The organism is Streptomyces sp. NPDC042100, assembly GCF_055582325.1.
This window is the reverse complement of sequence record NZ_JBVJDK010000015.1, coordinates 39,234-63,737: the sequence shown is the minus strand read 5'-3', so window position 1 is coordinate 63,737 and position 24,504 is coordinate 39,234. Positions and strand designations below refer to the sequence as shown.

The window sequence follows — 24,504 nt, the reverse complement described above, 5'->3', positions numbered from 1 at the left end:
GTGTTACGGCGCATGTCCGCGGACCCACCCCGTCCCGACGGGGGCGTGAGGGAGGCGTACCGCCTGTGAAACACACGGGACAAGGCCGCGTAACGCCCGGCGGTCAGGGTCGAGGGCATGACGACGACCACCCTTGCGCAGCCCGACGGGATCGCCGGGACGGCGACCGCGACGCATTGCCCGTACTGCTCACTGCAGTGCGGCATGCGGCTCGCGCCGTCCGCCGCCGGCGGACCGGTGCCGGTGGAGGTGCACGGACGGGAGGACTTCCCCGTCAACCGGGGCGCGCTCTGTGGCAAGGGCCAGAACGCGGCGGCGCTCCTCGCGCCCGGCGCCCGGCTCACCACGCCGCTGGTGCGCGACACCCGCGCGGACGGCTCGCGCGGCGAACTGCGGGCGGCGAGCTGGGCGGAGGCGCTGGACCGGGCCGCCGGGGGCTTCGCGTCGACGCGGGCGGCGTACGGGCCGGACGCGGTCGGCGTATTCGGCGGGGGAGGGCTGACCAATGAGAAGGCCTACCAGCTGGGCAAGTTCGCGCGGGTCGCGCTGCGCACGGCGACGATCGACTACAACGGCCGTTTCTGCATGTCCTCGGCGGCGGCCGCGAGCCGGATCGCCTTCGGGATCGACCGCGGGCTGCCGTTCCCGCTCGCGGACATCCCCAGGACCGACTGCCTGATCCTGGTCGGCGCCAACCCGGCCGAGACGATGCCGCCGGCGCTGCGCTACTTCCGCGAACTGCGGGAGAACGGCGGCACGCTGATCGTGGTCGACCCGCGCCGCACCCGTACCGCTGAGCTGGCCGACCTGCACCTTCAGCCGGTGCCGGGCACGGACCTGGCGTTGGCGCTCGGGCTGCTGCACCTGCTCGTCGCGGACGGCATGGTCGACGCCGACTTCGTCGCCGAACGCACTACCGGCTTCGAGCAGGCGCGGGGCGCGGCGATGGCGCACTGGCCGGAGCGGGTCGAGCGGATCACCGGCGTCCCGGTGGCCCGACTGCGGGCGGCGGCACACCATTTCGGCCGGGCCCGGACCGGCATGGTGCTGACCGCGCGCGGGCCGGAGCAGCAGAGCAAGGGCACCGACACCGTCGGCGCCTGGATCAACCTCTGTCTGGCCTCCGGCAAGGCGGGTCGGCTGCACTCCGGTTACGGCTGCCTCACGGGACAGGGCAACGGGCAGGGGGGACGGGAGCACGGCCAGAAGGCGGACCAGCTCCCCGGCTACCGTTCGATCGAGGACCCGGACGCCCGCGCCCACATCGCCGCCGTCTGGGGCGTCGCCCCGGAGACGCTGCCGCGCAGCGGCCGTTCCGCCTACGAACTCTTGGACAGCCTGGGTCAGGAGACCCCGGACGGTGTGCGGGCGCTGCTGCTGATGGGCTCCAACCCGGTCGTCTCCGCACCCCGCGCGGGGCGGATCACCGAACGGCTGCGGGCGCTGGACCTGCTGGTCGTCTCCGACCTGGTCCTCTCCGAGACCGCGCAGCTCGCCGACGTGGTGCTGCCGAGCACGCAGTGGGCGGAGGAGACCGGCACCATGACGAACCTGGAGGGCAGGGTCCTGCTGCGCCGCCGGGCCGCCGAGCCGCCGGAGGGCGTGCGCAGCGACCTGTGGGTGCTGAAGGAGCTCGCCGAGCGGCTCGGAGCGACCGGCCAAGGCGGCGCGGGCGGCTTCGACGCCGACCCGGAGACGGTCTTCGCCGAGCTGCGCCGGGCCTCGGCGGGCGGGCAGGCGGACTACGCCGGGATCAGCTACGAGCGGATCGTGGCCGAGGACGGCGTCTTCTGGCCCTGCCCGGACGAGGCGCACCCCGGTACGGCCCGGCTGTTCCTGGACTCCTTCGCCACCCCCGACGGCCGCGCCCGGTTCTCCGCGGTGAGTCACCGGCCCGCGGCCGAGGAGCCGGACGCCGAGTACCCGCTGTACCTCACCACCGGCCGGGTGCTCGCGCAGTACCAGAGCGGCGCGCAGACGCGCCGGGTGGCGGAGCTGAACACGGCCGCGCCCGGGCCCTTCGTGGAGCTGCACCCGCGCCTCGCGGCCCGGCTCGGCGTCGCGGACGGCGAGCGGCTCGCGGTCGTCTCGCGGCGCGGCCGGGTGGTCGCGCCGGCCCGGGTCACCGACACGATCCGGCCGGACACGGTCTTCATGCCCTTCCACTGGGCCGGCCCCGGCCGGGCGAACACGCTGACCAACCCGGCCCTGGACCCGAGCTCGAAGATGCCCGAGTTCAAGGTCTGCGCGGTGCGGTTGGAAGCAGTGCCGCGTCCGGAACCGACGGGGGAGCCGAAGTGAGCAAGCGTCATGTCGTCGTCGTCGGCTCAGGCATGGCCGCGGCGCGGTTCGCCGAGCGGTACTCCGCTCTCGGTGGGACGGGCCGGGTCACCCTCTACGGCGCCGAGGCCCGCGCGCCCTACAACCGGGTCCTGCTCGCGGACGTGCTGACCGGCCGCTACGACGCCGAGGCGATCGCCCTGCCCGCCGGGGACGCGGAGCTGCGGCCCGGCACCGAGGTCGTCGCGCTCGACCTGGGCGCCCGGCTGCTGACCCTGGCCGACGGCCGCACCGAGGCCTACGACGAGCTGGTGCTGGCCACCGGCGCCAATCCGGTGCTGCCGCCGATCCGCGGCCTGCGCCGCGCCGACGGCGGGGGGCTGCGCGACGGCGTGCACGCGCTGCGCACCCTCGCCGACTGCGCACGGCTCGCGGAGGAGGCGATGGAGGCCAGGCGCGCCGTGGTCGTCGGCGGCGGGGTGCTGGGCGTCAGCACCGCGCGGGCGCTGGCCGCGCTCGGGCCGCGGGTCGAGATCGTGCACCAGGGTCCGCACCTGATCGAGCGCCAGCTGGACGCGGACGCCGCGACCGCACTGCGCGGCGCGCTGCGCTCACTCGGCGTCGAGGTCTACCTGGGCAACCGCGCCCGGGCGCTGACCGAGGCGGGCGAGGTCGAGCTGGCCAACGGCTACCGGCTCTCCACCGACCTGGTCGTCCTGGCCTGCGGCGTCCGCCCGCGGACCGCGCTCGCGCACGCGGCGGGGCTGGAGGTCGGCAAGGGCGTCCTGGTCGACGACACCCTGGCGGCGTCCGCCCCGCACGTGTACGCGATCGGGGACTGCGCCGAGCATGCCGGGGCCGTCCACGGCCTGGCCGGTCCCGCCTGGGAGCAGGCCGACGTGCTCGCCGCCCGGCTCTCCGGCGCCGACACCGAGGCCCGCTACCGCGGTTCGCGCCCGCTCGCCCGGCTGAGCACCGGACCGATCGAGTACGCCGCCTTCGGCGAGGTCCACCTCGACCCGGCCGGGCCGGACGGGGACGGCATCGACGAGCTGCGGCTCACCGACGCCACCCGCGGCAGCTACAAGAAGCTCGTGATGCGCGGCGACCGGCTGGTTGGCGCCATCCTCCTCGGCGACCTCGCCACCGTCGGCGACCTGGCCCGCGCGCTGGAGCGCGACGACGCCCACACCGACTCACCGCTGCACCTGCTCACCACCACCCACGGAGCCCACTGATGACGACCCATCTGAGAGACCTCGTCCTGGTCGGCCACGGCATGGTCGGCCAGCGCTTCCTGGAGGCCTTCGTCGAGCAGCCGGCCGCCGCCGAGTGGCGGGTCACCGTGCTGGCCGAGGAGCCCCGCGCCGCCTACGACCGGGTGCACCTGACCTCGTGGTTCTCCGGCACCAGCGCGGAGGAGCTGTCGCTCACCCCGGCCGGCTTCCTCGCCGAGCACGGTATCGACCTGCGCCTCGCCGACCCGGTGACGGGGATCGACCGGGCCGCGCACACCGTCACCTGCGCCTCGGGCACGGTGCTCCGCTACGACGCGCTGGTGCTGGCCACCGGCTCCTACCCGTTCGTGCCGCCGGTCCCCGGCCACGACGCGGCGGGCTGCCACGTCTACCGGACGATCGAGGACCTGGAGAAGATCCGCGACGAGGCCGAGGCCCCCGACGAGTCGGCTGCCGGAACCCGTATCGGCGTGGTCGTCGGTGGCGGCCTGCTCGGGCTGGAGGCCGCCGGCGCGCTGACCGCGCTCGGCCTGGAGACCCACGTCGTCGAGTTCGCGCCGCGCCTGATGGCCATCCAGGTCGACGAGGGCGGCGGCAAGCTGCTCAAGCGCAAGATCGAGGACCTCGGCGTCAACGTCCACACGGGCGCCGGCACGCAGTCGGTGCTGACCCACCGGGACGGGCGCGTCCGGGCGATGCGGCTCTCCGACGGCCGCGAACTGCCCGCCGACCTGGTGGTCTTCTCCGCCGGTGTGCGGCCTCGCGACCAGCTGGCCCGCGCGTGCGGCCTGCCGACCGGCGAGCGCGGCGGCATCGTCGTCGACGAGCGCTGCCGCACCCGCGACCCGCACGTCTACGCGATCGGCGAGTGCGCCCTGGCCGCGGACGGCCGCGTCTACGGCCTGGTCGCCCCGGGCTACGCGATGGCCGAGACGGCGGCCCGGTCCCTCGCCGCCGAGCGCGACGGGAGCCTGCGCGAGGAGCACCACTTCACCGGCGCCGACACCTCCACCAAGCTCAAGCTGCTCGGCGTCGACGTGGCCAGTTTCGGTGACGCGCACGGCGCCACCGAGGGCGCGGTCGACGTGCTCTACAGCGACAGCCGCGCCGGGATCTACAAGAAGCTGGTCATCGGCCGCGACGGGCAGCTGCTCGGCGGCGTCCTGGTCGGCGACACCGAGGCCTACGGCCTGCTCCGTCCGCTCGCGATGGGCGGCAAGCCGCTGACGACCGCGCCCGAGCAGCTGGTGCTCCCGGCCGGTCTGGCCCCGGCGACCGGGCCGATCGCGCTGCCGGACGAGGCGGTCATCTGCTCCTGCCACAACGTCAGCAAGGGCACGATCCGGGCCGCCGTCCACGAGCGGGGCCGCACCACCGTCCCCGAGGTCAAGAAGTGCACCAAGGCCGGTACGGGCTGCGGCTCGTGCGTGAAGCTGCTCGGCACGATCGTCACCGAGGAGCTGGAGGCGGGCGGCGTCACCGTCGACAAGAGCCTGTGCGAGCACTTCGGGCACACCCGAGCCGAGCTCTACGAGATCGTGCGCGTCGCGGGGATCACGAGCTTCTCCGAGCTGCTGGTTCGGCACGGACGTGGCGGCGAGGGCTGCGACGTCTGCAAGCCGGTCATCGCCTCGATCCTGGCGAGTCTCGACCATGGGCACATCCTCGACGGCGAGCAGGGCGCGCTCCAGGACACCAACGACCACTTCCTGGCCAACCTCCAGCGCAACGGCTCCTACTCGGTCGTCCCGCGCATCCCCGGCGGCGAGATCACCCCGGAGGGGCTGATCACCATCGGCGAGATCGCCCGCGACCACGGCCTCTACACCAAGATCACCGGCGGCCAGCGGATCGACCTCTTCGGCGCCTCCGTCGACCAGCTGCCGCAGATCTGGCGGCGCCTGGTGGGCGCCGGCTTCGAGTCCGGCCACGCCTACGGCAAGTCGCTGCGCACGGTGAAGTCCTGCGTGGGGGAGACCTGGTGCCGCTACGGCGTCCAGGAGTCCGTCGGCCTCGCCATCGAACTGGAGCTGCGCTACCGGGGCCTGCGCTCCCCGCACAAGCTCAAGGCCGCCGTCTCCGGCTGTGCCCGCGAGTGCGCGGAGGCCCAGGGCAAGGACTTCGGCGTCATCGCCACCTCGGCCGGCTGGAACCTCTACGTCGGAGGCAACGGCGGCATGACCCCACGTCATGCCGACCTGCTCGCGGCGGACCTGGACAAGGAGACACTGCTCAGGTCCATCGACCGGTTCCTGATGTTCTACATCCGCACCGCCGACCGGCTGGAGCGCACCGCGGTCTGGCTGGACCGGATCGACGGTGGCCTGGACCACGTGCGCGAGGTGGTCATGGACGACTCCCTGGGCATCTGCGCCGAGCTCGACGCGCTGATGGCCCGCCACGTCGACGCCTACGAGGACGAATGGGCCGCCGTCCTCGCCGACCCCGACCGCCTGCGGCGCTTCACCTCCTTCGTGAACGCCCCCGGCACGCCCGACCCGGCCGTGACCTTCGTGACCGAGCGCGGCCAGATCCGTCCCGCCCGCCCCGAGGAGGACGGGCGGATCCTCACCCCGGTGCTGGTCGCCGGCCCCCGACTGGAGGTGCACAGCGCATGACAGAGAAGCTGGCGCGGGCCGTTGAACGGCAGGACGCGACGGGCGGAACGACGCTGACAGGCACGGTGGAGATCCTGGACGGGCGGGTCTGGACCCGCGTCTGCGCCTACGAGGAGCTGACCCCAGGACGCGGCGTGGCGGCCCTGAGCGCGAACGGCCGGCAGGTCGCGGTCTTCCGGGACCGGTCCGGCGCGCTCCACGCGGTGGACAACCGCGACCCGTTCAGCGGCGCCTGCGTGCTCTCCCGCGGCATCCTGGGCACCCGCGACGGCGTCCCGACGGTGGCCTCGCCGATGTACAAGCACGTCTTCGACCTGCGCGACGGACGCTGCCTGGACGAGGAGAAGGCCCCGGACGGCCACCCGGCTGTGCTGCGGGTCTGGGCCGTACGCGTGTCTGAGGAGGGCACCCGATGAGCACCGTGGTCGGAGACGAGACCGGGGCGGCGACGAAGGCCCCCGCCAGAACCCGCGCGATCAGCGACTGGCGCCCCGAGGACGAGGCGTTCTGGGCCGAGGCCGGTGCCAAGGTCGCCAAGCGCAACCTTGTCTACTCGGTCCTGTCCGAACACATCGGCTTCTCCGTGTGGAGCCTGTGGTCGGTGCTGGTGCTCTTCCTCGGCCCGGCCTACCACATCGACCCTGCGGGCAAGTTCACGCTGACCGCGCTGCCGACCGCGCTCGGCGCGGTGCTGCGGCTGCCGTACACCTACGCGGTGGCGCGCTTCGGCGGCCGCAACTGGACCGTCTTCAGCGCGCTGCTCCTGCTGGTGCCGACGGTGCTGACCGGGATCGTGCTGCAGCCGGGCGTCTCCTACGGGACGCTGCTCGCGGTGGCCTGCGTCGCCGGCGTGGGCGGCGGCAACTTCGCCTCCTCGATGGCGAACATCAACGCCTTCTACCCGCAGCGGCTCAAGGGCTGGGCGCTGGGGATCAACGCGGGCGGCGGCAACCTCGGGGTCCCGGTGGTGCAGCTGGTCGGCCTCGTCGTACTGGCCACGGCGGGGGCCGCGCACCCGCGGCTGGTGCCGCTGGTGTACCTGCCGCTGATCGTCCTCGCGGCGGTCGGCGCGGCGCTGAGGATGGACAACCTGACCTCGCTGAAGAACGACCGCCGCGCTCTGCGCGAGGTCGCCCGCGAGCCGCACAGCTGGGTGATGTCGCTGCTCTACATCGGCACCTTCGGCAGCTTCATCGGCTTCGGCTTCGCATTCGGGCAGGTCCTGCAGGTGCAGTTCCACCAGCAGTTCGACACCCCGGTGAAGGCCGCCTACCTGACCTTCCTCGGCCCGCTGCTGGGCTCGCTGGTGCGGCCCATCGGCGGCAGACTGGCGGACCGCTTCGGCGGGGCCAGGATCACCCTGACCACCTTCCTGCTGATGGCGGCCGGCACGGCCACCGTGCTGGCGGCCTCCCAGGCCAAGTCGCTGCCGCTGTTCCTGACCGGCTTCATCGCGCTCTTCGTGCTGAGCGGCCTCGGCAACGGCTCCACCTACAAGATGATCCCGGCGATCTTCCTGAGGAAGGACGGCACCGAGGAGGACGCGCGGCGCCACGCCTCGGCGCTGATCGGGCTCGCGGGCGCGATCGGGGCCTTCGGCGGAGTGCTGGTCAACATGGCGTTCCGCCAGTCGTTCCTGACGACGAGGAACGGCGACGCGGCCTACTGGGCCTTCCTCGCCGTCTACGCGGTCTGCTCGATCGTCACCTGGGCGGTCTACCTGCGCCCGGGCGCCGGACGGCTCAAGGGGATCTAGCGCCAACGCCGTTCAGTCAGGTGCGGGGCCTGTATGTCAAGGCCGGGAGGCGAAGCAGCGGAGCTGCCGTAGAACGTGATCACTGATCCGGCGGTGTCGCCGATGGTCCTCCTGGTCGTCCACGTCATGCGCAATCCGGGAAGGCGCGACGGCCACGCCCGGGCGGCACCTCACAGGGGAGGGCGCGGGCCCGCGCGGCCGGCGTGAGCCGAGGGGGCGCGCGAATCCTCCAGGAGGACACGCAACCGGGTGAGGCGCTCGGCCAGTTCGGGTGCCTCCCGCCGGAGCTCCCGCAGGTCGGTGCGGACGTCGAGAGCCTGGGACCACAGCACCCCGCGGCCCAGTTCGAGCAGTTCCAGCGCGTGCTCCGCGTCGTGCAGGTCCAGTTGGTCCGCCGCCGCGCCGGAGGCCAGGTCGAAGTCGGCCGCCTGGAGCACCTGCTCCTGGCTGAGGCGGTCCAGTCCGCGCCACGCGGCGAGCGGCAGCAGCCGTACGGCCAGCGAGCTCGCCTCCGCCGCCTCCAGAGGCCGTACGGCCTGGCTCCTCCAGAAGGAGGCCGCGTGGAGCCTGCGCCAGGCGGGCGCGGTCTCCCTCCCGGCCGCCCGCCGCCACGCGTCGGAGGACCTGCGCCAGAGCTCGGCGGCCTCGTCGGGGTGACCCGCCTCGGCGTGCAGGGCCCACTGCCGCCAGGTGGCCGCGAGCCAGATCAGCACCTCGTGGGCGTCGTCGCCGTCCCGCGCGGCGGCGGCCTCCAGGATGTCCACGGCCTCACCGAGGCCGCCCGACGTCTCGGTGAGCGCGGCGCGACCCGTCAGGATCTCCACCTGCGGCCGCCACGCGGGATCGCGCGGCGTGCGGCGCCGCAGCACCGCCTCCGCCTCGGCGAAGTCCTCCAGGCTGCGCAGCGCCAGGCCCTGGGTGGTGAGCGCGTGCACCCGGTGCCGGGCGACGGAGCGACCGCCGTCGGCACGCCGGGGCATGAGCCGGTCGGCGTCCTCGAAGAGCGACACGGCCCGGACGATGTCGGCGGGATCGTGCGAGAGCTCGTAGCGGAAGGTCAGCAGGGCGCCGAGCTGGGAGAGGATCGATGCCCGCTCCTGCTTGTAGTCGCCGGCGAACGGCGACACGGCCCACCGGAACGTACGGCTGAGGGCCTCGGCCTCGTCGCTCGCCTCGATGGCCCGCTGGAGGTCGTCGTAGGTGCGCAGGAACGCGAAGCGCGTATGGAGTACGTCACCGAGCCCGAGCAGGACCGCGAAGCAGATCGTCCGGCTCAGCGGAGGCCACACCTGGCCCTCGTCGGGGTACCACTGGGCCCGCCACCACCGCCGCACCGACGCGCGCCACGGACCCCTCGGCGCGGTGAGCCAGATCCGGCACAGCTCGGCGGCCCGCCTCTGGTGCGTGATCGCCTCGTCCACATCGGCCCGGTCGCCGCGCTCCTCGAACCGCCGCAGGAGGCACTCCGCGAGGAGGCCGCGGTCGTAGGCCTCCGTTTCCCAGCGGACGGGCGGGTCCGCGACCGCCTCCAGCCCCAGGGCCACGGCACGGTCGAGGAGGTCAGGGGCGCGGAGGACATCGGAGGCGGGCGCCAGCACGCAGATCTCAAGCCTGCGCATCAGATCGCGTGCCCAGCGCGGAAGGGCGTCCGCCGTGCGGATCGCGTCGATGCGCCGGATCAGGTCCGGGAGCGCGGCCGCGTCCCGGCGCTCGACCGCCCGCAAGGCGCGGGTCCCCAACGGCCGCCACCTCACCAGGAACAGCGACTGGAAGCGGAGCGACGCGAGCGGCCCGGTCGACGGCCGCGCGGTCATGGACACTCCTCCACCGTCTTGAGCTGCGTCAGCGCGCTCGCCGCCACGTCGACCGTCGTGCCTCCGGTCTTCAGGAGGATCCGGCCCTGACGCACTCCCGTCACGGTGCCGCACAGCTTGCCGGTCGCCGGGGTGCTGAGCTCGACCGCCGGAGGCTTCGCGCTCGGCCCGTACCAGGTGCTCGCGACGGCGCAGACGAGGAACAGCACGCACCCCGTGGTCATCGCGATGCCGCCGCGCAAGGCGCGCCGGGCCGAAATGACCTCAAGGTGTTCGGTCGCCGAGCGCGTGGTGCGCGCGCCCAGCCGGGACGGTTTCGGTGCCCCGTGAGCCGCCCGGTTCAGCAGGTACGCCCCACAGGCACCGGAGACCAACGCCAGCAGGAGCAGGCACCCGACGCCCAGGGCCCACCGGTCGGCCAACTGGCCCACGTCGGTACGCCCTTTGATCAGGCCGAAGGCGACCAGGCCGGCCATCAGCGCCCCGGCCGCGTTCCGCCAGCCCAAGGAGGCCGCGCGCACCCTCGGCAGGGCCTCGGCGGCCAGCCGGTGGCGCTCCTGCGAGGCCAGCAGGTCCGCGGCCGTGGCCGTCGGACCGGCGGCGATCCGCCGGGGAGTGCGCGGGGGCGTCACAGCAGCTCCAGGGTCCAGTACGCCCCGCAGCCGCTGCGCCCCGCGGGGCAGCCGGCGTGGAGGTCGCCCTGGCAGCGACAGCTCATCGGCAGGACGGTGCTCGGGGCGGCGGCCGCGGGGGCGTTGGCGGCCCCGAGGGCGCGGAACCCGGGCTCGAAGAGCGGGTCCTCCTGCGCGGCGCCGCAGCGCGGGCAGGTGAAGACGATCACGTAGGCGTCCGACTTGACGTGCTGGAGCTCGTGGTCGCGCACCACCTCCTGCGCGTAACGGGGATCCGTCGTCTCCTCGTACGGGAGGGGCAGATGGCCCGGGGGCGGCGGCGCGGGCGCGGGCGGGGGAACGACGGGCGGCTGGGGTGGGGTCACGCGGTTTCTCCCTGCTGGTTCGAGGGTGCCGGTCCGTGCGGTGTGCGCGGTGCCGGTCCGTGCGTGTGGTTCAGGGGCCGATGTGGACGAAGGGCACCCACGCCGTCAGCTGCCCCGGGCGGTGCTCGCGCAGGGCGCGCACGGCGCGGTGCAGATGGCGGGCGGCGGCGGACGCGTCGAAGGCGGGCGCGGGGGTGGGTGCGGCATCGGTAGCCGTCTCCTGGGCGGTGGCGGTGTAGAAGTCCCGGGTCACGGCCGCGGCGGCCCGGTCCTGTACGGACCAGAGGGTGCCGATGACGTGCCGGAAGCCGGCGACGTGCAGGGCGGCGCCGAGGGTGATCGCCTCGTTGGCGAGGTCGATGCCCCCGACGGCCGTCTGGCAGGCCGACAGGAACGCCAGCTCCCCGTCGTAGCTCCCCGCCGCGAGGTCGTGCACGGTGAGGGCGGCGTCCCGCAGGGCGATGGCGCCGAGCCCGGGATCGCCGAGGTCCTGCCCGGCGTGCGTGCTGAAGTGCACCCAGCGGTGGTGCCGCAGGGCCGCCAGGACGGAGGCGGCGGTCGCGTCGGGGCCCTCCAGCCGGGTCAGCCGTTCGCCGAACCGCCCGGTGAGCGCCGCGCGGTCGTCGGCGATCGACTCCAGGACCGGCATTCCGGCCGGTTCGGGCGCTACGAACAGCATCCGCCCGGCCCCGTCGCCCCGGTCGCCCCCGTCCGCGGACCGGGAGCGGGCCGCGAGCAGCGTCCGGACCGTCGGGGTGTACGAGGAGACCACGCGGTCCAGGACCGTGCGGGGCCGGTCGCCGGCGGGCTCGTCGTGATGCCCCGCGGCGTGCAGGGGCAGCAGATTGAGCAGGCCCGTGGGGCACCACCAGAGCCGGGGGAGCGGTGCCGTGCCGACCGGTTCACCCGTGTGCCCGAGGGCGTCCAGGACGGGCCCGCAGATCTCGTCCCACAGCCACGCGGTGAGTCCGGCCAGCTCCTTCTCGGCACCCGTCCGGGCGGCGGAGAGCGCGGCCCGTGCCCCGGACACCCGGAAGAACACCGCGGGCGGCCTCTCGCCCGCCTCGAACTCGGCCAGGGCCGCCTGGAGTTCCCAGGCCGCCCGCTCCAGCGTGCTCAGGGCCACCAGATAGGCGACGGTGCGGGTCTCGACCCCGTCGGCCGTGACACCGGGCAGCGGCAGGCTCCGGACCCGGCCGCCCGCGATCAGCAGGGCGTCGCACCGGCTCCGGCTGATGTTGACGACCACCACGGCTCCCTCGCGTCCCGCCTCCGCGAGGAGGGCGGCCTTCGGCGGCCGCAGGAAGCCGGCCAGCTCGGGAATGCCGCGCGCACGCCCCAACTCCCTAACGGAGGCGACGAGTCCGTCCCACTCGCGGGACAACGCGATACGCCGGTCCACGGCGTATCCGCCCGCCGCGCCTGCCGTACCCGCCGTACCCGCCGCGCCTGCCGTACCCGGCGTGCTCTCCGCACCCGCCGTGTCCGCCCCGTCCGCGTCCCCCACGCGTCCCCCTCCCGCCCCCAGCGAGACTAGACAGTCCCCGTCCCCGTGTCCCGCCTTTCGCCACAGCCTCCGCCGGGTCCGCCGGGTCCGCGGCTCCCGTCCCGCGACGGCAGGCGCGTGAGCGCGGCGGCCACCAAGGCGTCGATCGCGGGCGGCAGGGCCGTCCGCGGGTCGGGGGCGAAGAGCGGGGAGTGGTTCGGCGGCAGGCGGCCCGCCGACGCCTTCCACTGGCGGGGGCTCGCCGTGCCGACCATCCAGTACACGAGGGGCACATCCGGTTCGCCGTGCAGCTCCGCCCCCGCGTCGCCGTACAGCGCGAAGTCCTCCGCGGCCGACGACGGCGGCCAGTCGGCGACCCGGGCGGCGCCGAACAGCTCCGTGTGCGCGGCCCGAACCGCCCCCGTCGCCGCCGGGTCCCCCCACAGCGCCGGGGCGCGGGACACGGTCGCGATCGCGGGCTCGCGCGGGCAGGCGGAGGCGGCGCACTCGGCGCGGATCACCCGCTCCACGGCCGCGAGCGCGCGGTCCAGGGACGCGTCCGACCGGGCCCGCAGTCCGATGCCGAGCTCCGCCGTGTCCGGGACGACGTTCACCGCCGTGCCCGCGCGCACGGTCCCGACGGTCAGCGTCAGCTCCTCGCCCGGGGCGCTCTCGCGGGAGACGACCGTCTGGAGCCGGATGATCACGGCCGCGGCCGTCACCACCGGGTCCACGGTCAGGTGCGGTGTCGCCGCGTGCCCGCCGCGCCCGTGCAGGACGACCTCCAGCGCCGCGCTCGCCGCGGTCACCGGAGACCGGCCGGTGCCGTGCGCGACGAGCCCCGCCGGCAGCGGCGCCGCGTGCTGGGCGAGGACGGCGTCCGGCCTGCCGCACCGCGCGTACAGCCCGTCCGCCAGCATCGCCCGCGCGCCCGTCAGCGTCTCCTCGGCGGGCTGCCCGAGGACGACGAGGGTCCCGCGCCAGTGGGCGGCCGCGCGGGCGAGGACCTCCGCCGCCCCGACGGCCGCCGCGAGGTGCAGGTCGTGGCCGCAGGCGTGCATGGCGCCGTTCCCGCTCGCGTACGGCAGCCCCGTGCGCTCCTCCACCGGCAGGGCGTCGAGTTCGGCCCGCAGGTACACCCGGGGGCCGTCGCCGTTGCGCAGGACACCGGCCACGCCGTGCCCGCCGATGCCCCGGGTGACGTCGAAGCCGAGGGCCGCGAGCCGGTCCCCGAACAGGGCGGCCGTACGGCGTTCCGCGCCTGACGGCTCCGGGTCGCGGTGCACGTCCAGGTAGAGGGTGAGCGCGGGGCGAAGGGCCGCGTCGGCGGCGGCGAGGACCGCCGGGAGGCGCGACGCGGGCGGCGGGGGCGGATCCGACGGGTTCACGGGCACTCCAGAAGGGGGCGGGGCGGGGCGCTGGCGTCGCGTGCCAGCGATGTGCGTGCGGGACGCCCGTCGAACGGTGAGCGGGCGGCGGTGGAATGGGTGACGTACCCACCCCCGGCGGTCCCGTGCGGGACCGTGGTCACGAGGAGGCGCCATGAACAAGGACCTGAGCACGCTCGCCGACGAGATCCTCGAGCTGGAGGCCGAGACCTTCGAGATCTCCGACTACTCGGACGCCAGCGAGGTCGTCCTGGCCGGTTCCACCAGCACCAGCTCGACCTCGACGTGCAGCTCCACCACCAGCACCACCTCCTGCTCGGCCTGAACCACCGGCCCTGCGGCCGAAGGAGCGCCCGGTGTCCGCCAGGACCCCGGGCGCTCCCGCGTCCGCGTTCCGTTCCCATGGGCTCCGGGGCTCCGGGGGCTACGGGAACGGGTGCGGGACCCGGCGGATCTCGGCGTCGGTCAGGTCCGTCGTCCGGTGCCCGCCCCGGCGCAGGGCCGTCCGCAGGCGCGGCAGCAGCGGGGCACGCTGCCGGTTCCACCCGAAGTCGATCGGCAGCAGCCCCGGGACCAGCGTGCTGACCGTGCGCAGGCCCATCCGCTCCTGCTCCGGAGTCGTCTGGTCCACCACCACGACGTCGTGGCCCGCCGCCGCGAGCAGCTCCGTCACGGCCGCCACGTCGTCCCGGAGGTCGTGCGTGCGGGGCCGCCCGGTCGCCTCCCAGTCGCGGTACGCCTCCTCGAACGGGCGCACCGCCGTCGGCTCCAGGTAGCCCCGGGCGTGCCCGGCCATCCGAGGCAGCCCGTACAGCTGCGCGTGGTCCTTCAGGTGGCGTACGCGGTCGAAGTCGTCGGCCATCGCCTCCAGTTCGGCCTCCCGCTCCAGCGTCTGGCGGGACAGGTGCGGGATGTAGGTCAGCACCTCCGACAGGGCGCCCTCCACGGCGGACCGGGGGTCGAGCGAGGCCGCCGCCGCGAACGACAGGGTGCCGGGGCCGCCGTCGCGGCGGACGGCCACGGCGGTGACGACGGGGACCGGCAGGTCGACGCGGTTGTCCAGGACGTGCACGTCGTAGCCCTGGAGGGCCGCGCGTTCCGCCATGGCGGCGGCCGTGCGGCCGCCGACGGTGGCCAGGTCGATCGCGGGCAGCCGGGCGCCGCCGTACCAGGCGTTGAGGAAGGCGTCCCGCTCCACGAGTTCGAGCAGCCCGCCGAGGACCGCCTCCTCCAGACTCCCGCCGATGGCGCAGCCGTTGGAGCACTCGAAGACGAAGTTGTCGGCCGCGAGACCCGCGCTGTAGTACACGAGCCGGGAGGGCACCAGGACCGGACGGGCGTCGCGCAGCGACCAGCCCCACTCCCAGGGGATCGGCCGGTCCGGGTCGAACGGGTCGACCAGCGGATCCTCGCGGTAGGTGCGCGGCTCGTAGAAGCCGCACACCGCCGGGTCCACGGCGCTGTCCCGGAGCTCGTTCCAGGAGCCGGTCACGGGCGCCCGGCCGTGCCGCCGGTGGGTGCCCGCGTACCGTTCGAGGCCCTCCAGGAAGGCCAGGGTGCGGCTGGTGGAGAAACTGTTCTCCTGGCCGCTCCACGTGACGTCGTTGAGGCCCGCGTAGCCGCGCACGAAGACGCTCCCGGCGACCGGTGCCGTCGTCGGCGAGGTGACGCTGATCCAGGTGCCGCCGCCGAGCGCGCCGCACACCGGGTTGGCCAGTGCCTCGCGGGGCAGCGGGTACGCGGACGCGGCCCGCAGCCGGTACGTGCCGGGGTCCGGCTTGCGCCGCTCGGCGAGCTCCAGCGGGCGCGGTCCGGACGGCGCCGGGCCGGCCGCCCCGGCACCCGGCGCGCAGTCGGGGCACAGCGGGTCGGCGAGCAGGGGATACGTGCGGACGGCGAGCGTCGCGAGATCCACCCGCGACACCTGCGGCAGCGCCCGGTCCGCCGGTTCGGGCGACGGCGGTTCGGCGTGCGGGGGGCCGTCGAGCAGCGCCTGGTGCAGGGCCGCGACGGTGTCGTACACGTGGTCGGTGAGCAGCGGCCACACCCCGGCCGGGCGGGGCCCGTCCGGGCCGCCGGTCTCCAGCGCGTCGCGCTCGCTGCGGCTGCGCAGCCGCTGCCAGCGCAGCGCGAGGCAGCGCCCGCAGGCGGACGCGGTGCCGTCGCCGCCCCAGGGGCCGACGAGCACGGCGGAGGCGGTGAGGTGGACCCTGGCGGCGGCGCGTTCGGCCGCCCACGGGTCGGGGGCGCCGGGGCCGCCGAGCGGTGCCCCGGCGTCGGTGGCGCCCACCGGGACGACGGGCACCTCGCGCCCGAGGCGGGCGGCGAGCGCGGCCCGCAGCCCGGCCCGCGCCTCGTCCATCGGCAGCGGCAAGGGCGTCCCGGCCCGGTCCTTCGCGGGCGCGGCGGTGCTCACGAGGACCTGGTCCAGCGGAAGGTCTTCACCGCGACCGCGCCGAAGACGAGGGCGAAGACGAGCAGTCCGGCGCAGCCCACCCACACGTCGGAGGCGTCGCCCCGGCCCGCGAGCGCGTGCGACACGGCGTCGTTGAGGTAGCGCAGCGGCATCACGAGCGAGACCTGCCGCAGCCAGGACGGCATCGAGTCCAGCGGGAAGAACGACCCGGACAGGAACGCCATCGGCAGCATCAGGAAGTTGGCGACGGCCGCGACCGACTCGGGCGTGTTCGCGAACGAGCCGATGATCACCCCGAGCAGCAGGAAGGTGGTGATGCCCAGGACCAGCACGGGGATCAGCAGCGGCCAGCCGGAGGCCGGCCGGAGGCCGAACACCGGCAGCATCGCCACCCCGACGAAGAGCAGCGACTGGACCGCGCCGACGACCAGCGCGATCACGTACCGGGAGCCGATGACGGCCGACAGCGGCGCCGGGGACATGCGGATCAGCCGCAGGATGTCGTCGGTGCGCCACTGCATGAGCGTGAAGGCGATGCCGAAGACGGCCGCGTTGGCGACGCCCCAGGACAGCACGCCGGACGCCGTGTACGACAGGTACGACAGGCCGCTCTGCTCGACGGCCTGGCCGCGGAAGATCAGCCCGAAGACGACGAGGAAGAGCAGCGGGAACGCGAAGGTGAAGAACAGCGTGGTCTTGTCGCGGACCTGGGCCCGGTAGCCCGCCCCGGTCAGTGCGGTGTAGGCGCTCACGGTCAGGCCTCCGTGGTCTCGGCGTGCGGGCGGGCCGGGCGGCCGGCACCGGCGGGGTGGCTCGCGTCGGCAGGGTGGCCGGCACCCGTGAGGCGGGCGGTCAGTTCGAGGTAGACGTCCTCCAGGCTGGCGGAGCGGGTCTGGACGCCGTCGAGGCCGACCAGCCGGTCCACGGCGGACAGCACCCGCCCGGACGCGTGGGTCTCCAGGACCAGCGAACCGCCCTCGACGCCGACCCGCTCCACGCCCTCGATCGCCGCGGCCCGGTCCTCGTCCAGCCGCCCCAGCGGCAGCAGCACCCGGCTCGGCGCCCGGGACGCGCCGACCAGGTTGTGCGGCGAGTCGGTCACCGCGATCCGGCCGTCCACCAGGATGCCGATCCGGTCGCACAGCGCCTCCGCTTCGTCGAGGTGGTGCGTGGTGTGCACGATGGTGCGCCCCTCGGCCTTCAGGCCGCGCAGCACCTCCCACAGGGCGCGGCGGGCCTGCGGGTCGAGGGCGGCGGTCGGCTCGTCCAGGAAGATCAGCTCGGGGCCGTGGACCAGCGCGGAGGCGATGGCGAGCCGCTGCCGCTGCCCGCCGGACAGGTTCTCGACCTGGACCCGGCGCTGCTCGGTCAGGCCCACCGACGCGAGGGTGGCGTCGACGGCTTCCGCCGGAGCCCCGTACAGGGCGGCGACGGTCCGCAGGTGCTCCCGCGCGGTCTGCCGGACGAAGAAGGCGGAGCTCTGGGTCTGCACGCCGATCCGGGGGAGCAGCGTGGTGTCCCGGGGCCACGGCGAGCGGCCGAAGACGGCGACCGTGCCCGAGTCGGCCCGGCGCAGCCCCTCCATGATCTCGATCAGGGTGGACTTGCCCGCACCGTTGGGGCCGAGCAGACCGAAGAACTCGCCCCGGTGGATCTCCAGGGTGACGTCGTCCACCGCCTGGCGGTCCCCGTACCGCTTGGAGACTCCCCGGACCTGGACGGCGGCGGTCGGCGAACCGTCCGCGGCGGATGTGGTTGACATGGCCGGTACCTCATTCATGTGGTGCGTGGTTCCTTCGGGTCAGCCGAGCAGTCGGAGCACGAACGCGACGGTCCCCGCCGCGGCGAGGAGGATCAGGACGGTCGAACCGATCGCGTACGCCGTGTAGACGCGACGGGCCCGGGCCGGATACGCGGCGAGGGCGGCGGCCCCTTCGGCGCCCCGGCGGCGCAGGGCGAGGAAGGCGCGGGTCTCGGGGGCGAGGCGGTCGGCCCCCAGGGCGTGTCCGAGCATCCGGTAACCGTCGAGCGGCGGCAGCGGGACGAGGTTGCTCAGCGCCTGGAGGGTGCCGAACACCAGGAGTCCGGAGAGCGGCACCCGCTCCGGCGCCCCGGCGGGCAGCAGGGCCCACCAGACGCCGAAGGGCAGCAGGAGCAGCAGGTTGAGGTGGGCGCCGGCCCCCGCGACCACCAGTTTGGCCCGCCGTCCGGGCAGGAACAGGTAGTCGTCCACGGTGCAGTAGAGCAGGACGGCGGGCAGCCGCCAGCGCAGGCCGATCTCGGCGACGTGGCCGCCGTAGTGCTGGGCGGCGACGCCGTGCGCCAGCTCGTGCAGGGTGATGCTCGCCCAGAGGAACAGCGCGACGCCCGCCAGCGCGGCCGGCTGCCGGACCAGTTGGGCCGTCCCGTCGAGCAGCGCCCCCGCGTCCCAGACGAGCCGCCCGAGGAGGACGAGGGCGGCGGCGAGCAGCGGGAGCTGTACGGCCGGGCGGAGCAGCGGGCGCAGCGCGCGGTGCAGCCGGGCGGTGGTGGCGTCGGCGTCCGCGACCATCCGGCGGGTGCCCCGCCAGACGGAGTTCGGGCGGGCGGGCGGCGCCGGCCGGGGTGCGGGGTCCGGCGCGCCCGCGAGCAGCCCCCGGGTGCCGAGCAGGCCGAGGAGCCGGTGCCAGTGCTCCTCGCCGAGCCGCCGCCCGAACTCCCGCGCGTACAGCGGCGCCAGGTCGTCCAGGGTGCGCGTCCCGTCGAGGCGCGCCATGAGGAAGTGCTCCTTGACGCCCACCTCGAACGCGTCCCCGGTGACCGGGTGCCGGACCAGGTGCACGATGCGGGGGCCGCGCAGCAGCGGCGGGCCCAGCAGCACCCCGGGCCGGAGCGCGGGACGGTAGGCCCGTGCGGCGGCGGCGGTCACGCGTCGGCCGCCGCGGCCCGGGGGTCCCGCAGGACCTGGCCGAGGGCGAAGGACAGGTACGCCTCGTCCCGGATCGTCACGTGCAGCCGGTTGTTGGTCATGTGCATGTACGGGGAGAGGAGCCGGGGGAGGACCGACGGCAGGTGCGTGAGCGGCGCGAGGGGTACGGCGTCGGCCGGCTCCGTCCGGGGCTGCCCGGTGTCCTCGCGGGCCGGGCCCTCGTGGCGCGGGAACAGCAGCTCGCCCCGCCCGGCCAGGTCGGCGATCCGGCCCCGGAGTTCGAGGCAGTGCTCCGCCCAGCCGCGCAGGAACGAGGGCAGCCGCCCCAGCTCGCCGTCCGCGACGGCGCCCCGCACGGCGGCGAACCGGCGGCCCAGGGCGGGCGCCATCTCGGCGAAGTTCCGCTCGTACTCCTCCGAGCCGATGAAGCCGGTCCCGGGAAACGCCCGGTGCCAGAACTCGTAGTAGCCGTCCAGGTAGTCGGCGAGCCGGTCGTCCTCCGGCAGGAAGCAGCTCGCCATCACCATCATCAGCTGCGCCGAGGTGCCGAGCAGCACCGTCCGCAGGTGCAGGTTCATGGTGCGGAACGCGTCGACGACCAGCTCGCTGGAGTGCCGGAAGTGCCACTCGGCGAGCTCGACCCCGGCCGGGCCGCCGTACTTGGCGTATTCGGGGGCGTACGGCTCCTCGCTGAACGTGTTGTTCGGCCGCAGCCGCATCCGGCCGTCCTCGCCCATGTACCGCCCCCGGTCCTCCCCGGGGAACTCGATGTCGAACAGGGCGTTGTAGAAGTCCTTGAGGAAGCCCGAGTCGACCTCGTACAGCGCGGGACGGCTCTTCAGGAAGGCGGTCAGCGCCTCCTCGGCCCGGCGTCTCACCTCCCCGGCCGCCTCGGGGCTCGCGGGCCGCAGCCGCAGCCGCACGTGCGGACCCTCCAGCCAGTAGTTGATGAAGAAGTGCCCCGCGAGCAGTCCCTCCGAGGTCAGCCCGGCGACCAGCGGGCGGACGCAGTCCACCAGCATCGGGCGCGGGCTGGCGGCGTAGAACACGTGCAGCGCGAGCCACTCGCCCGGCCCGGCCGCGCTGGGCGGCCCGGAGGGGGAGTGCGACGAGATCAGTTCCGGCATGACGGGCCGTCCTCCGTGCGGTGGTGGCGGGTGGTGAAGGTCTCCACGGCCAGTTCGGCCACGTGCCGGCCCTCGGGCGAGGTCAGGTGCAGCCCGTCCTCGGCCGGCAGCATCTCGCGCAGCGCGACCCCGGCGCCCGGCTCCCGGTCCAGCAGGGCGTCGAACGAGGTCAGCGACAGCGGGCTGGCGAAGTCCACGTACACGGGTTTGGCCCCCAGCGGCCTGCGGCCGTCCCGGAGCACCGTGGCGAAGACCTGGTCGGGCAGGCCGTGCCGGTGCTGCCAGCGCCGCCACTCCAGATACCAGGCCGCCTCCTCCGTGCCCGCGCGCCGCACCGGCAGCACGGCCGCGTCCGCCGTCCAGGCCCGGCGGCTCAGCACCAGGCCGCCGTGGACCACCCGAGGCCTGCGCGTCACCCCGTCGACGGCCGGCCCCTCGGGCACACCGCCCCACACGTCCGTCGGGGTCATCGAGCTCGGCGAGAGCAGCAGCAGGGTGCGGGGGATCTCCGGCAGAGCCACCGGCACGAGGTAGCCGAGGTAGACCGGCAGGACCTCGCGGCCGAGCCGGCGCGACCGCAGCACCAGCCGGTCGCCGGCCTCGTCGTGCTCCAACGACAGGTCGCCCAGCTCGATCCGGGCGTCCACGGGAACCGTGGACGTCTCGCCGGGACACACGATCTGATAGTCCGTCAATCGGCCGTGCAGGTTCAGATTGCTGGTGACCGGGCCACCGGTCAGCTCGGCGAACACCGCCCCGTCCGGCTGCCGTTCGCGCAGCTCGGCGCGCAGCCGCTCCGAAAGCCCGGCCCCACCGGCCCCGGGTCCCTCGTCGGAGCCCGGTCCCCCGTCGTAGACGTGGGTGAAACGGCTGAAGGGGAAGGCGAGTCCGCCGTACGAGCGGTTCAGCACCACCCGGGCGTCCGCCCCGCCGTCCGGCCCGGCAAGCGTCACCTGGAGGTGGTGGCTCTGCGGCGTGAACGCCCCGGCCAGCGGCTCCAGCAGCCCCGCGACCTCCCGCAGCAGCTCCCCGGGCAGTGCCACCTCCGCATCCGTCCCCCGCCGCTCCCACACCTCCCGCATCCCCGCCGTGAAACACCGTCGGGCGCCGTCCAGTTCGCGCATCGCGGACTGTCCCAGCCAGTTCTCCTCGGGAACGTACTCCCCGTCCGCGTCGAACGGCGTCCGCTTCGCGGCGAACGACACGTACTGGTCGAAGAAGTCCTCGTGGAAGTCGTGCACCAGCCCGAGCAGATCGTCGCAGCGTCCGCCGCGCCCGTACCGGGCCAGGAAGAAGCCGTGCAGGGTGACGCGGTGCGGCAGCGTCAGGTCGAACATCGGCAGCACGCCCTCGACCGCGCGCAGCGCCGTCAGCGCGGCCTCCGGCAGCGCCCCCGTCCCGCAGGGCAGGTCCTCGCCCGCGCTGACGTCCTCGTAGAGCAGCGTGCGCGGCAGCGTCGGCTCCGTCGCCCCCAGCGCCCGCTGCGCGTCCAGGAGTTGTCCGCGCAGGCTGCCGAGGAGCGCCCGCCGCCCGGCGAGACCGGCGGCGGGATAGGCGGCCAGGCAGGCGGCCGGACCGTCCAGCGCGTCGGCCAGGGCATCGGACCAGGGCGCCGCGAGACCGCGCAGGGCCGCCTGGAACGCGGCCAGCGGGTCGGGGCTGTGCACATCCGTGCGCAGCCCCGGCACCTGCACCATGCCGAGCTCCAGCAGCGCGGCGGCGTACCGCTCGCACTCGGCGGCGTCGGCACCGTGCGCCTCGCCCAGCCACGCGACCAGGTCGCGGTGACGCAGCCCCTCGGCCCCGTCCAGGAACGCCAGCAGGCGGTCCAGGGTGCCCCCGCCCCGCAGGTAGAACAGCCGGTCGCGGACCGAGTCGAACGTGACGGCCGCGTCGTCGTCGCCGCTCGTCACCCACTGGCGCACGTACCGGATCCGGTCCTCGTCCCGCCCCCACCCGGGGGACAGCGCGACCGGCAGGTCCCGGCGGCGCACCGGGTCCGCGACGATCAGCTCGGCCAGCCGTCCCAGGGCGACCACGTTCAGCCGCACATGCCCGGTCCGGCTCTCCGGCCCGCCGATCCGCAGCCCGGCACCCCCGCCCGCCGCCGGTTCGAAGACGCCGGTCGCCACCGGGGTGAGCGTGCCGAAGGGGCTCGTCTTGCACGCCGTCCGGTGGAGATAGGCGAGCGCCGAGCGCTCGACCTTGCGCATCCGCTTGTCGGGTACGTCACGGCTGTCGCGCAGATACGCGTCGAGCCGCCCGTCCAGCACCGGCGAGGCCAGCAGCAGCCCCAGCCGCAAGGGATCGCGGGTGAGTGCCGCCTTCAACTCGGCCCGTGCCGCGCGCAGTTCGACGGACAGCAGGGCCGGTCCCGTCGCCAGGAGATCCGCGTACCCCACCCGTTCGTCCAGCCAGGCCGACAACCGCGCCCCGGTGGCGGCGTCGAGTCCGGCCACCAGTCGCGCGGCCGCCTCCGGATCGGCGGGCAGCCGGTTGTTGAAGACCTGGCGGCGCAGCGCGAGGAGCGCCCGGCGGGCCTCGTCGCCGACCGCGTCGGCCGCCTCCACCAGCGTGTGCAGCGCGTCGCTCAGGGCGGCGCCGCCGTCGGCGAGCCGGCGTTCGCGGGCCAGCGCCTCGTCGGCCCACGCCCGGGTCAGGGGGCAGCGGAGCCCGTGCACGGCCGCCACGGGCAGCCCGGCGGCACGCAGCAGGAAGCGGCGGCCGAGCTCCCAGGAGGTACCGCGCGCGTCGTCGCCGGTGCCGGTATCCGTGTCCGCCCCGGTGGCGGTGATCGGCGTCATCGTGGCTCCCCTCAGGCGATCTCGTGTCGGAAGTCGGCGGGGTCCGGCCGCTCGTTGCCCAGCGGCATGATCAGCAGGGGCGCCTCGCCGGTGTCCTGAAGGCCGAGCCGCTCGACGAACGACACGTTGTCGAAGCCGAGCGCCACCCCCGCGCCGAGCGACAGCGCGGACGCGGCCAGGTAGAAGGTCTGCGCCACGGCCCCCGCCGCTCCCACGGCGAGCCGGTAGCCCCGGTCCCCGACCGCGTCCAGCACGGCGCTCGTCCGCACCGTGGGCACCAGGACCGCCCCGGCCCGTTCCAGGTTGTAGTTGGCCAGGAAGTAGTTCTCCTGGACGAACGCCCCCTGCGGACCGGGGACGACGAGCGCGAGCTCGCCCGCCTCCGGGTCGTAGGCGTACGCGCCGGGCGCGATGCCCTCGACGTGGTGGACGAACGCGTACAGCTTCACCTGCCGCGCCGTGCCGTCCGGGTCGGCCTCCCCGCCGAGCGAGGTCGCCGCGCACGCCGCGAGCACCGACGACAGCTGCCCGGGGGTGACGGGCACCGCCGGGTCGAACCGGCCGAAGCTGCTGCGCCGGGCCCGCAGCACCCGTCGCACCGGCGTCTCGGGGAAGGCGGGCGCCGGCAGGGCGATCCGGGTGCCGCCCGAGGGCGCCGGCCGGGCCGAGGCCAGGGCCAGCGCGCCGGGCGCCGGCCGGTCGGCGGCGCCCGCGAGGGCCGCCGCGTGCATCGCGAGCACCGTGGGGAACGCGATCACGGTACGGGACCGTTCGGAGTCCCGGTGCCGCACCGAGGGGTCGGGCCCGACGGCGACGGCCGTACGGGTGAGGGAGCCGCCGGTGCCGGAGGCGGAGCCGGCGCCGTCGCCCGCGCCGTCCGGACGCGCGTCGCCCTCCCAGCGCAGCGGAACGACGGCGAACACGCCCTCCTCCTCGCCGACGGTGCCGAGCAGCCCGTTCAGGCGCGGCTCGTCGAACCAGAACACCGGCGCGGTCCGCAGCCCGTGGGCGGCGGCCCAGATCCGCCAGGTCCCCAGGAGCGTCCCCACATCGGTGCAGACCACGTGGTAGCCGAAGCTGTTGTACTTGAACGCCGTCTGCCAGTACTTCACGCCGAGGATCAGGTACTGGTCCGTCTCCAGCGCCTCGGCCGGGGCGTCCGGCCCCAGGGCCTCGCGCACCCGGGCCGTCACGTCACCCGTCAGCAGGCGCCGCAGGCCGTGGTGCTGCACGTCGTAGTAGTGGATCCCCGGGGTGAGCGGGCCCGAGGGGCCGCACGCCCAGTGGACGCCGACCGGATAGAGGCCGCCGCCGCCCGCCGTGCCGCGCGACCAGTTGGCGTGCGGGTACGACGGCAGCCCGGACAGGTCGCTGTTGGCCTGGATCCCGAGCCGGCGACCGGTCAGCCCGTACGAGTCCTTGAGCATCGCCGACAGCAGGGGCAGCGTGAAGCCGCCGGGCGTGCCGCCGGGACCGGGGAGCAGGCCCGCCCGCGCGGGAGCGTCGGGCAGGCCGTCCCCCTCGGGGAGCGCGTAGCACTCCGTCCCGGGATGGAACTTGCCCCGGCGCGGCCCGTCGGGCCAGTCGGGGACGAAGTCGGCGGGCTCCATCGGAACGCGTCCGCGGTGCAGGACGGCGTCGGCGTACTCGTGGGCGTACCCCATGGGGGCGG

Annotated in this window: 18 protein-coding genes; 6 read left to right on the top strand and 12 right to left on the bottom strand. The window is 75.0% G+C overall.

From position 1 onward, the window contains the following. Positions 1-117 precede the first annotated feature (117 nt). The 5 genes from ACZ6J5_RS29295 to ACZ6J5_RS29275 are packed head-to-tail and all read left to right on the top strand — an operon-like array spanning position 118 to position 7,892. Complete coding sequence (locus ACZ6J5_RS29295) at positions 118-2,301, top strand: molybdopterin oxidoreductase family protein (protein WP_469396463.1); 2,184 nt, start codon at positions 118-120, stop codon at positions 2,299-2,301. Beyond that, positions 2,298-3,518 (top strand): NAD(P)/FAD-dependent oxidoreductase, encoded by a 1,221-nt coding sequence (locus tag ACZ6J5_RS29290; RefSeq protein WP_469396462.1) that lies wholly within the window; start codon positions 2,298-2,300, stop codon positions 3,516-3,518. Before ACZ6J5_RS29295 ends, ACZ6J5_RS29290 begins: the two co-directional genes overlap by 4 nt. Beyond that, entirely contained in the window at positions 3,518-6,136 is a 2,619-nt protein-coding gene (gene nirB / locus ACZ6J5_RS29285) for a nitrite reductase large subunit NirB (protein ID WP_469396460.1), read from the top strand. Before ACZ6J5_RS29290 ends, nirB begins: the two co-directional genes overlap by 1 nt. After that, positions 6,133-6,552, top strand: coding sequence for a nitrite reductase small subunit NirD (nirD, locus tag ACZ6J5_RS29280; protein WP_469396459.1), 420 nt, complete (start codon positions 6,133-6,135; stop codon positions 6,550-6,552). The genes nirB and nirD overlap by 4 nt, the downstream gene beginning before the upstream one ends. Continuing rightward, positions 6,549-7,892 (top strand): nitrate/nitrite transporter, encoded by a 1,344-nt coding sequence (locus tag ACZ6J5_RS29275; protein WP_469396457.1) that lies wholly within the window; start codon positions 6,549-6,551, stop codon positions 7,890-7,892. Before nirD ends, ACZ6J5_RS29275 begins: the two co-directional genes overlap by 4 nt. A 170-nt stretch (positions 7,893-8,062) precedes the next feature. Here ACZ6J5_RS29275 and ACZ6J5_RS29270 read toward each other — a convergent pair whose 3' ends face one another. From ACZ6J5_RS29270 to ACZ6J5_RS29250, 5 genes are all read right to left on the bottom strand, one after another. After that, positions 8,063-9,706 carry an ATP-binding protein gene (locus tag ACZ6J5_RS29270; RefSeq protein WP_469396456.1) on the bottom strand — a complete coding sequence of 548 codons (1,644 nt, stop codon included), beginning with the start codon at positions 9,704-9,706 and terminating at the stop codon, positions 8,063-8,065. After that, positions 9,703-10,338: a hypothetical protein gene (locus tag ACZ6J5_RS29265; protein WP_469396455.1), complete on the bottom strand. Its 636-nt coding sequence runs from the start codon at positions 10,336-10,338 to the stop codon at positions 9,703-9,705. The genes ACZ6J5_RS29270 and ACZ6J5_RS29265 overlap by 4 nt, the downstream gene beginning before the upstream one ends. Continuing rightward, positions 10,335-10,703 (bottom strand): hypothetical protein, encoded by a 369-nt coding sequence (locus ACZ6J5_RS29260; RefSeq protein ID WP_469396453.1) that lies wholly within the window; start codon positions 10,701-10,703, stop codon positions 10,335-10,337. Before ACZ6J5_RS29260 ends, ACZ6J5_RS29265 begins: the two co-directional genes overlap by 4 nt. A 70-nt stretch (positions 10,704-10,773) precedes the next feature. After that, on the bottom strand, positions 10,774-12,105 hold the full coding sequence (locus ACZ6J5_RS29255; protein ID WP_469396452.1) for a CHAT domain-containing protein: 1,332 nt from the start codon (positions 12,103-12,105) through the stop codon (positions 10,774-10,776). Between the two features lie 131 nt (positions 12,106-12,236). Next, positions 12,237-13,577, bottom strand: a complete 1,341-nt coding sequence (locus ACZ6J5_RS29250; RefSeq protein WP_469396451.1) for an amidohydrolase — start codon at positions 13,575-13,577, stop codon at positions 12,237-12,239. 154 nt (positions 13,578-13,731) lie between these two features. Between ACZ6J5_RS29250 and ACZ6J5_RS29245 the strand changes: the two genes are divergently transcribed. Further along, entirely contained in the window at positions 13,732-13,902 is a 171-nt protein-coding gene (locus tag ACZ6J5_RS29245) for a thiazolylpeptide-type bacteriocin (RefSeq protein WP_030757923.1), read from the top strand. A 99-nt stretch (positions 13,903-14,001) separates the two neighbouring features. Here ACZ6J5_RS29245 and ACZ6J5_RS29240 read toward each other — a convergent pair whose 3' ends face one another. The 7 genes from ACZ6J5_RS29240 to ACZ6J5_RS29210 are packed head-to-tail and all read right to left on the bottom strand — an operon-like array spanning position 14,002 to position 24,496. After that, positions 14,002-15,939 carry a TOMM precursor leader peptide-binding protein gene (locus ACZ6J5_RS29240; RefSeq protein WP_469396683.1) on the bottom strand — a complete coding sequence of 646 codons (1,938 nt, stop codon included), beginning with the start codon at positions 15,937-15,939 and terminating at the stop codon, positions 14,002-14,004. A gap of 50 nt (positions 15,940-15,989) precedes the next feature. Beyond that, on the bottom strand, positions 15,990-16,745 hold the full coding sequence (locus ACZ6J5_RS29235) for an ABC transporter permease (protein WP_469396449.1): 756 nt from the start codon (positions 16,743-16,745) through the stop codon (positions 15,990-15,992). Between the two features lie 2 nt (positions 16,746-16,747). Further along, on the bottom strand, positions 16,748-17,755 hold the full coding sequence (locus tag ACZ6J5_RS29230) for an ABC transporter ATP-binding protein (protein ID WP_469396448.1): 1,008 nt from the start codon (positions 17,753-17,755) through the stop codon (positions 16,748-16,750). Positions 17,756-17,794: 39 nt separating this feature from the next. Beyond that, the gene (locus ACZ6J5_RS29225) at positions 17,795-18,901 is read right to left on the bottom strand and encodes a peptidase M50 (RefSeq protein ID WP_469396447.1); all 1,107 of its coding nucleotides are present in this window, start codon (positions 18,899-18,901) and stop codon (positions 17,795-17,797) included. Then, on the bottom strand, positions 18,898-20,028 hold the full coding sequence (locus tag ACZ6J5_RS29220; RefSeq protein WP_469396445.1) for a lantibiotic dehydratase C-terminal domain-containing protein: 1,131 nt from the start codon (positions 20,026-20,028) through the stop codon (positions 18,898-18,900). Before ACZ6J5_RS29220 ends, ACZ6J5_RS29225 begins: the two co-directional genes overlap by 4 nt. Further along, positions 20,016-22,832, bottom strand: a complete 2,817-nt coding sequence (locus tag ACZ6J5_RS29215) for a lantibiotic dehydratase (protein WP_469396443.1) — start codon at positions 22,830-22,832, stop codon at positions 20,016-20,018. The genes ACZ6J5_RS29220 and ACZ6J5_RS29215 overlap by 13 nt, the downstream gene beginning before the upstream one ends. A gap of 11 nt (positions 22,833-22,843) precedes the next feature. Next, positions 22,844-24,496 carry a nitroreductase family protein gene (locus ACZ6J5_RS29210; protein ID WP_469396441.1) on the bottom strand — a complete coding sequence of 551 codons (1,653 nt, stop codon included), beginning with the start codon at positions 24,494-24,496 and terminating at the stop codon, positions 22,844-22,846. Positions 24,497-24,504: the final 8 nt, after the last annotated feature.

Bases quoted from the DNA above. Each gene is read 5' to 3' on its own strand.
- ACZ6J5_RS29210 (WP_469396441.1), bottom strand. From the start codon at position 24,496: ATGGGGTACGCCCACGAGTACGCCGACGCCGTCCTGCACCGCGGACGC.
- nirD (WP_469396459.1), top strand. From the start codon at position 6,133: ATGACAGAGAAGCTGGCGCGGGCCGTTGAACGGCAGGACGCGACGGGC.
- ACZ6J5_RS29245 (WP_030757923.1), top strand. From the start codon at position 13,732: ATGAACAAGGACCTGAGCACGCTCGCCGACGAGATCCTCGAGCTGGAG.
- ACZ6J5_RS29275 (WP_469396457.1), top strand. From the start codon at position 6,549: ATGAGCACCGTGGTCGGAGACGAGACCGGGGCGGCGACGAAGGCCCCC.
- ACZ6J5_RS29270 (WP_469396456.1), bottom strand. From the start codon at position 9,706: ATGACCGCGCGGCCGTCGACCGGGCCGCTCGCGTCGCTCCGCTTCCAG.
- ACZ6J5_RS29220 (WP_469396445.1), bottom strand. From the start codon at position 20,028: ATGCCGGAACTGATCTCGTCGCACTCCCCCTCCGGGCCGCCCAGCGCG.
- nirB (WP_469396460.1), top strand. From the start codon at position 3,518: ATGACGACCCATCTGAGAGACCTCGTCCTGGTCGGCCACGGCATGGTC.
- ACZ6J5_RS29230 (WP_469396448.1), bottom strand. From the start codon at position 17,755: ATGTCAACCACATCCGCCGCGGACGGTTCGCCGACCGCCGCCGTCCAG.
- ACZ6J5_RS29240 (WP_469396683.1), bottom strand. From the start codon at position 15,939: ATGGACGAGGCGCGGGCCGGGCTGCGGGCCGCGCTCGCCGCCCGCCTC.
- ACZ6J5_RS29215 (WP_469396443.1), bottom strand. From the start codon at position 22,832: ATGACGCCGATCACCGCCACCGGGGCGGACACGGATACCGGCACCGGC.
- ACZ6J5_RS29295 (WP_469396463.1), top strand. From the start codon at position 118: ATGACGACGACCACCCTTGCGCAGCCCGACGGGATCGCCGGGACGGCG.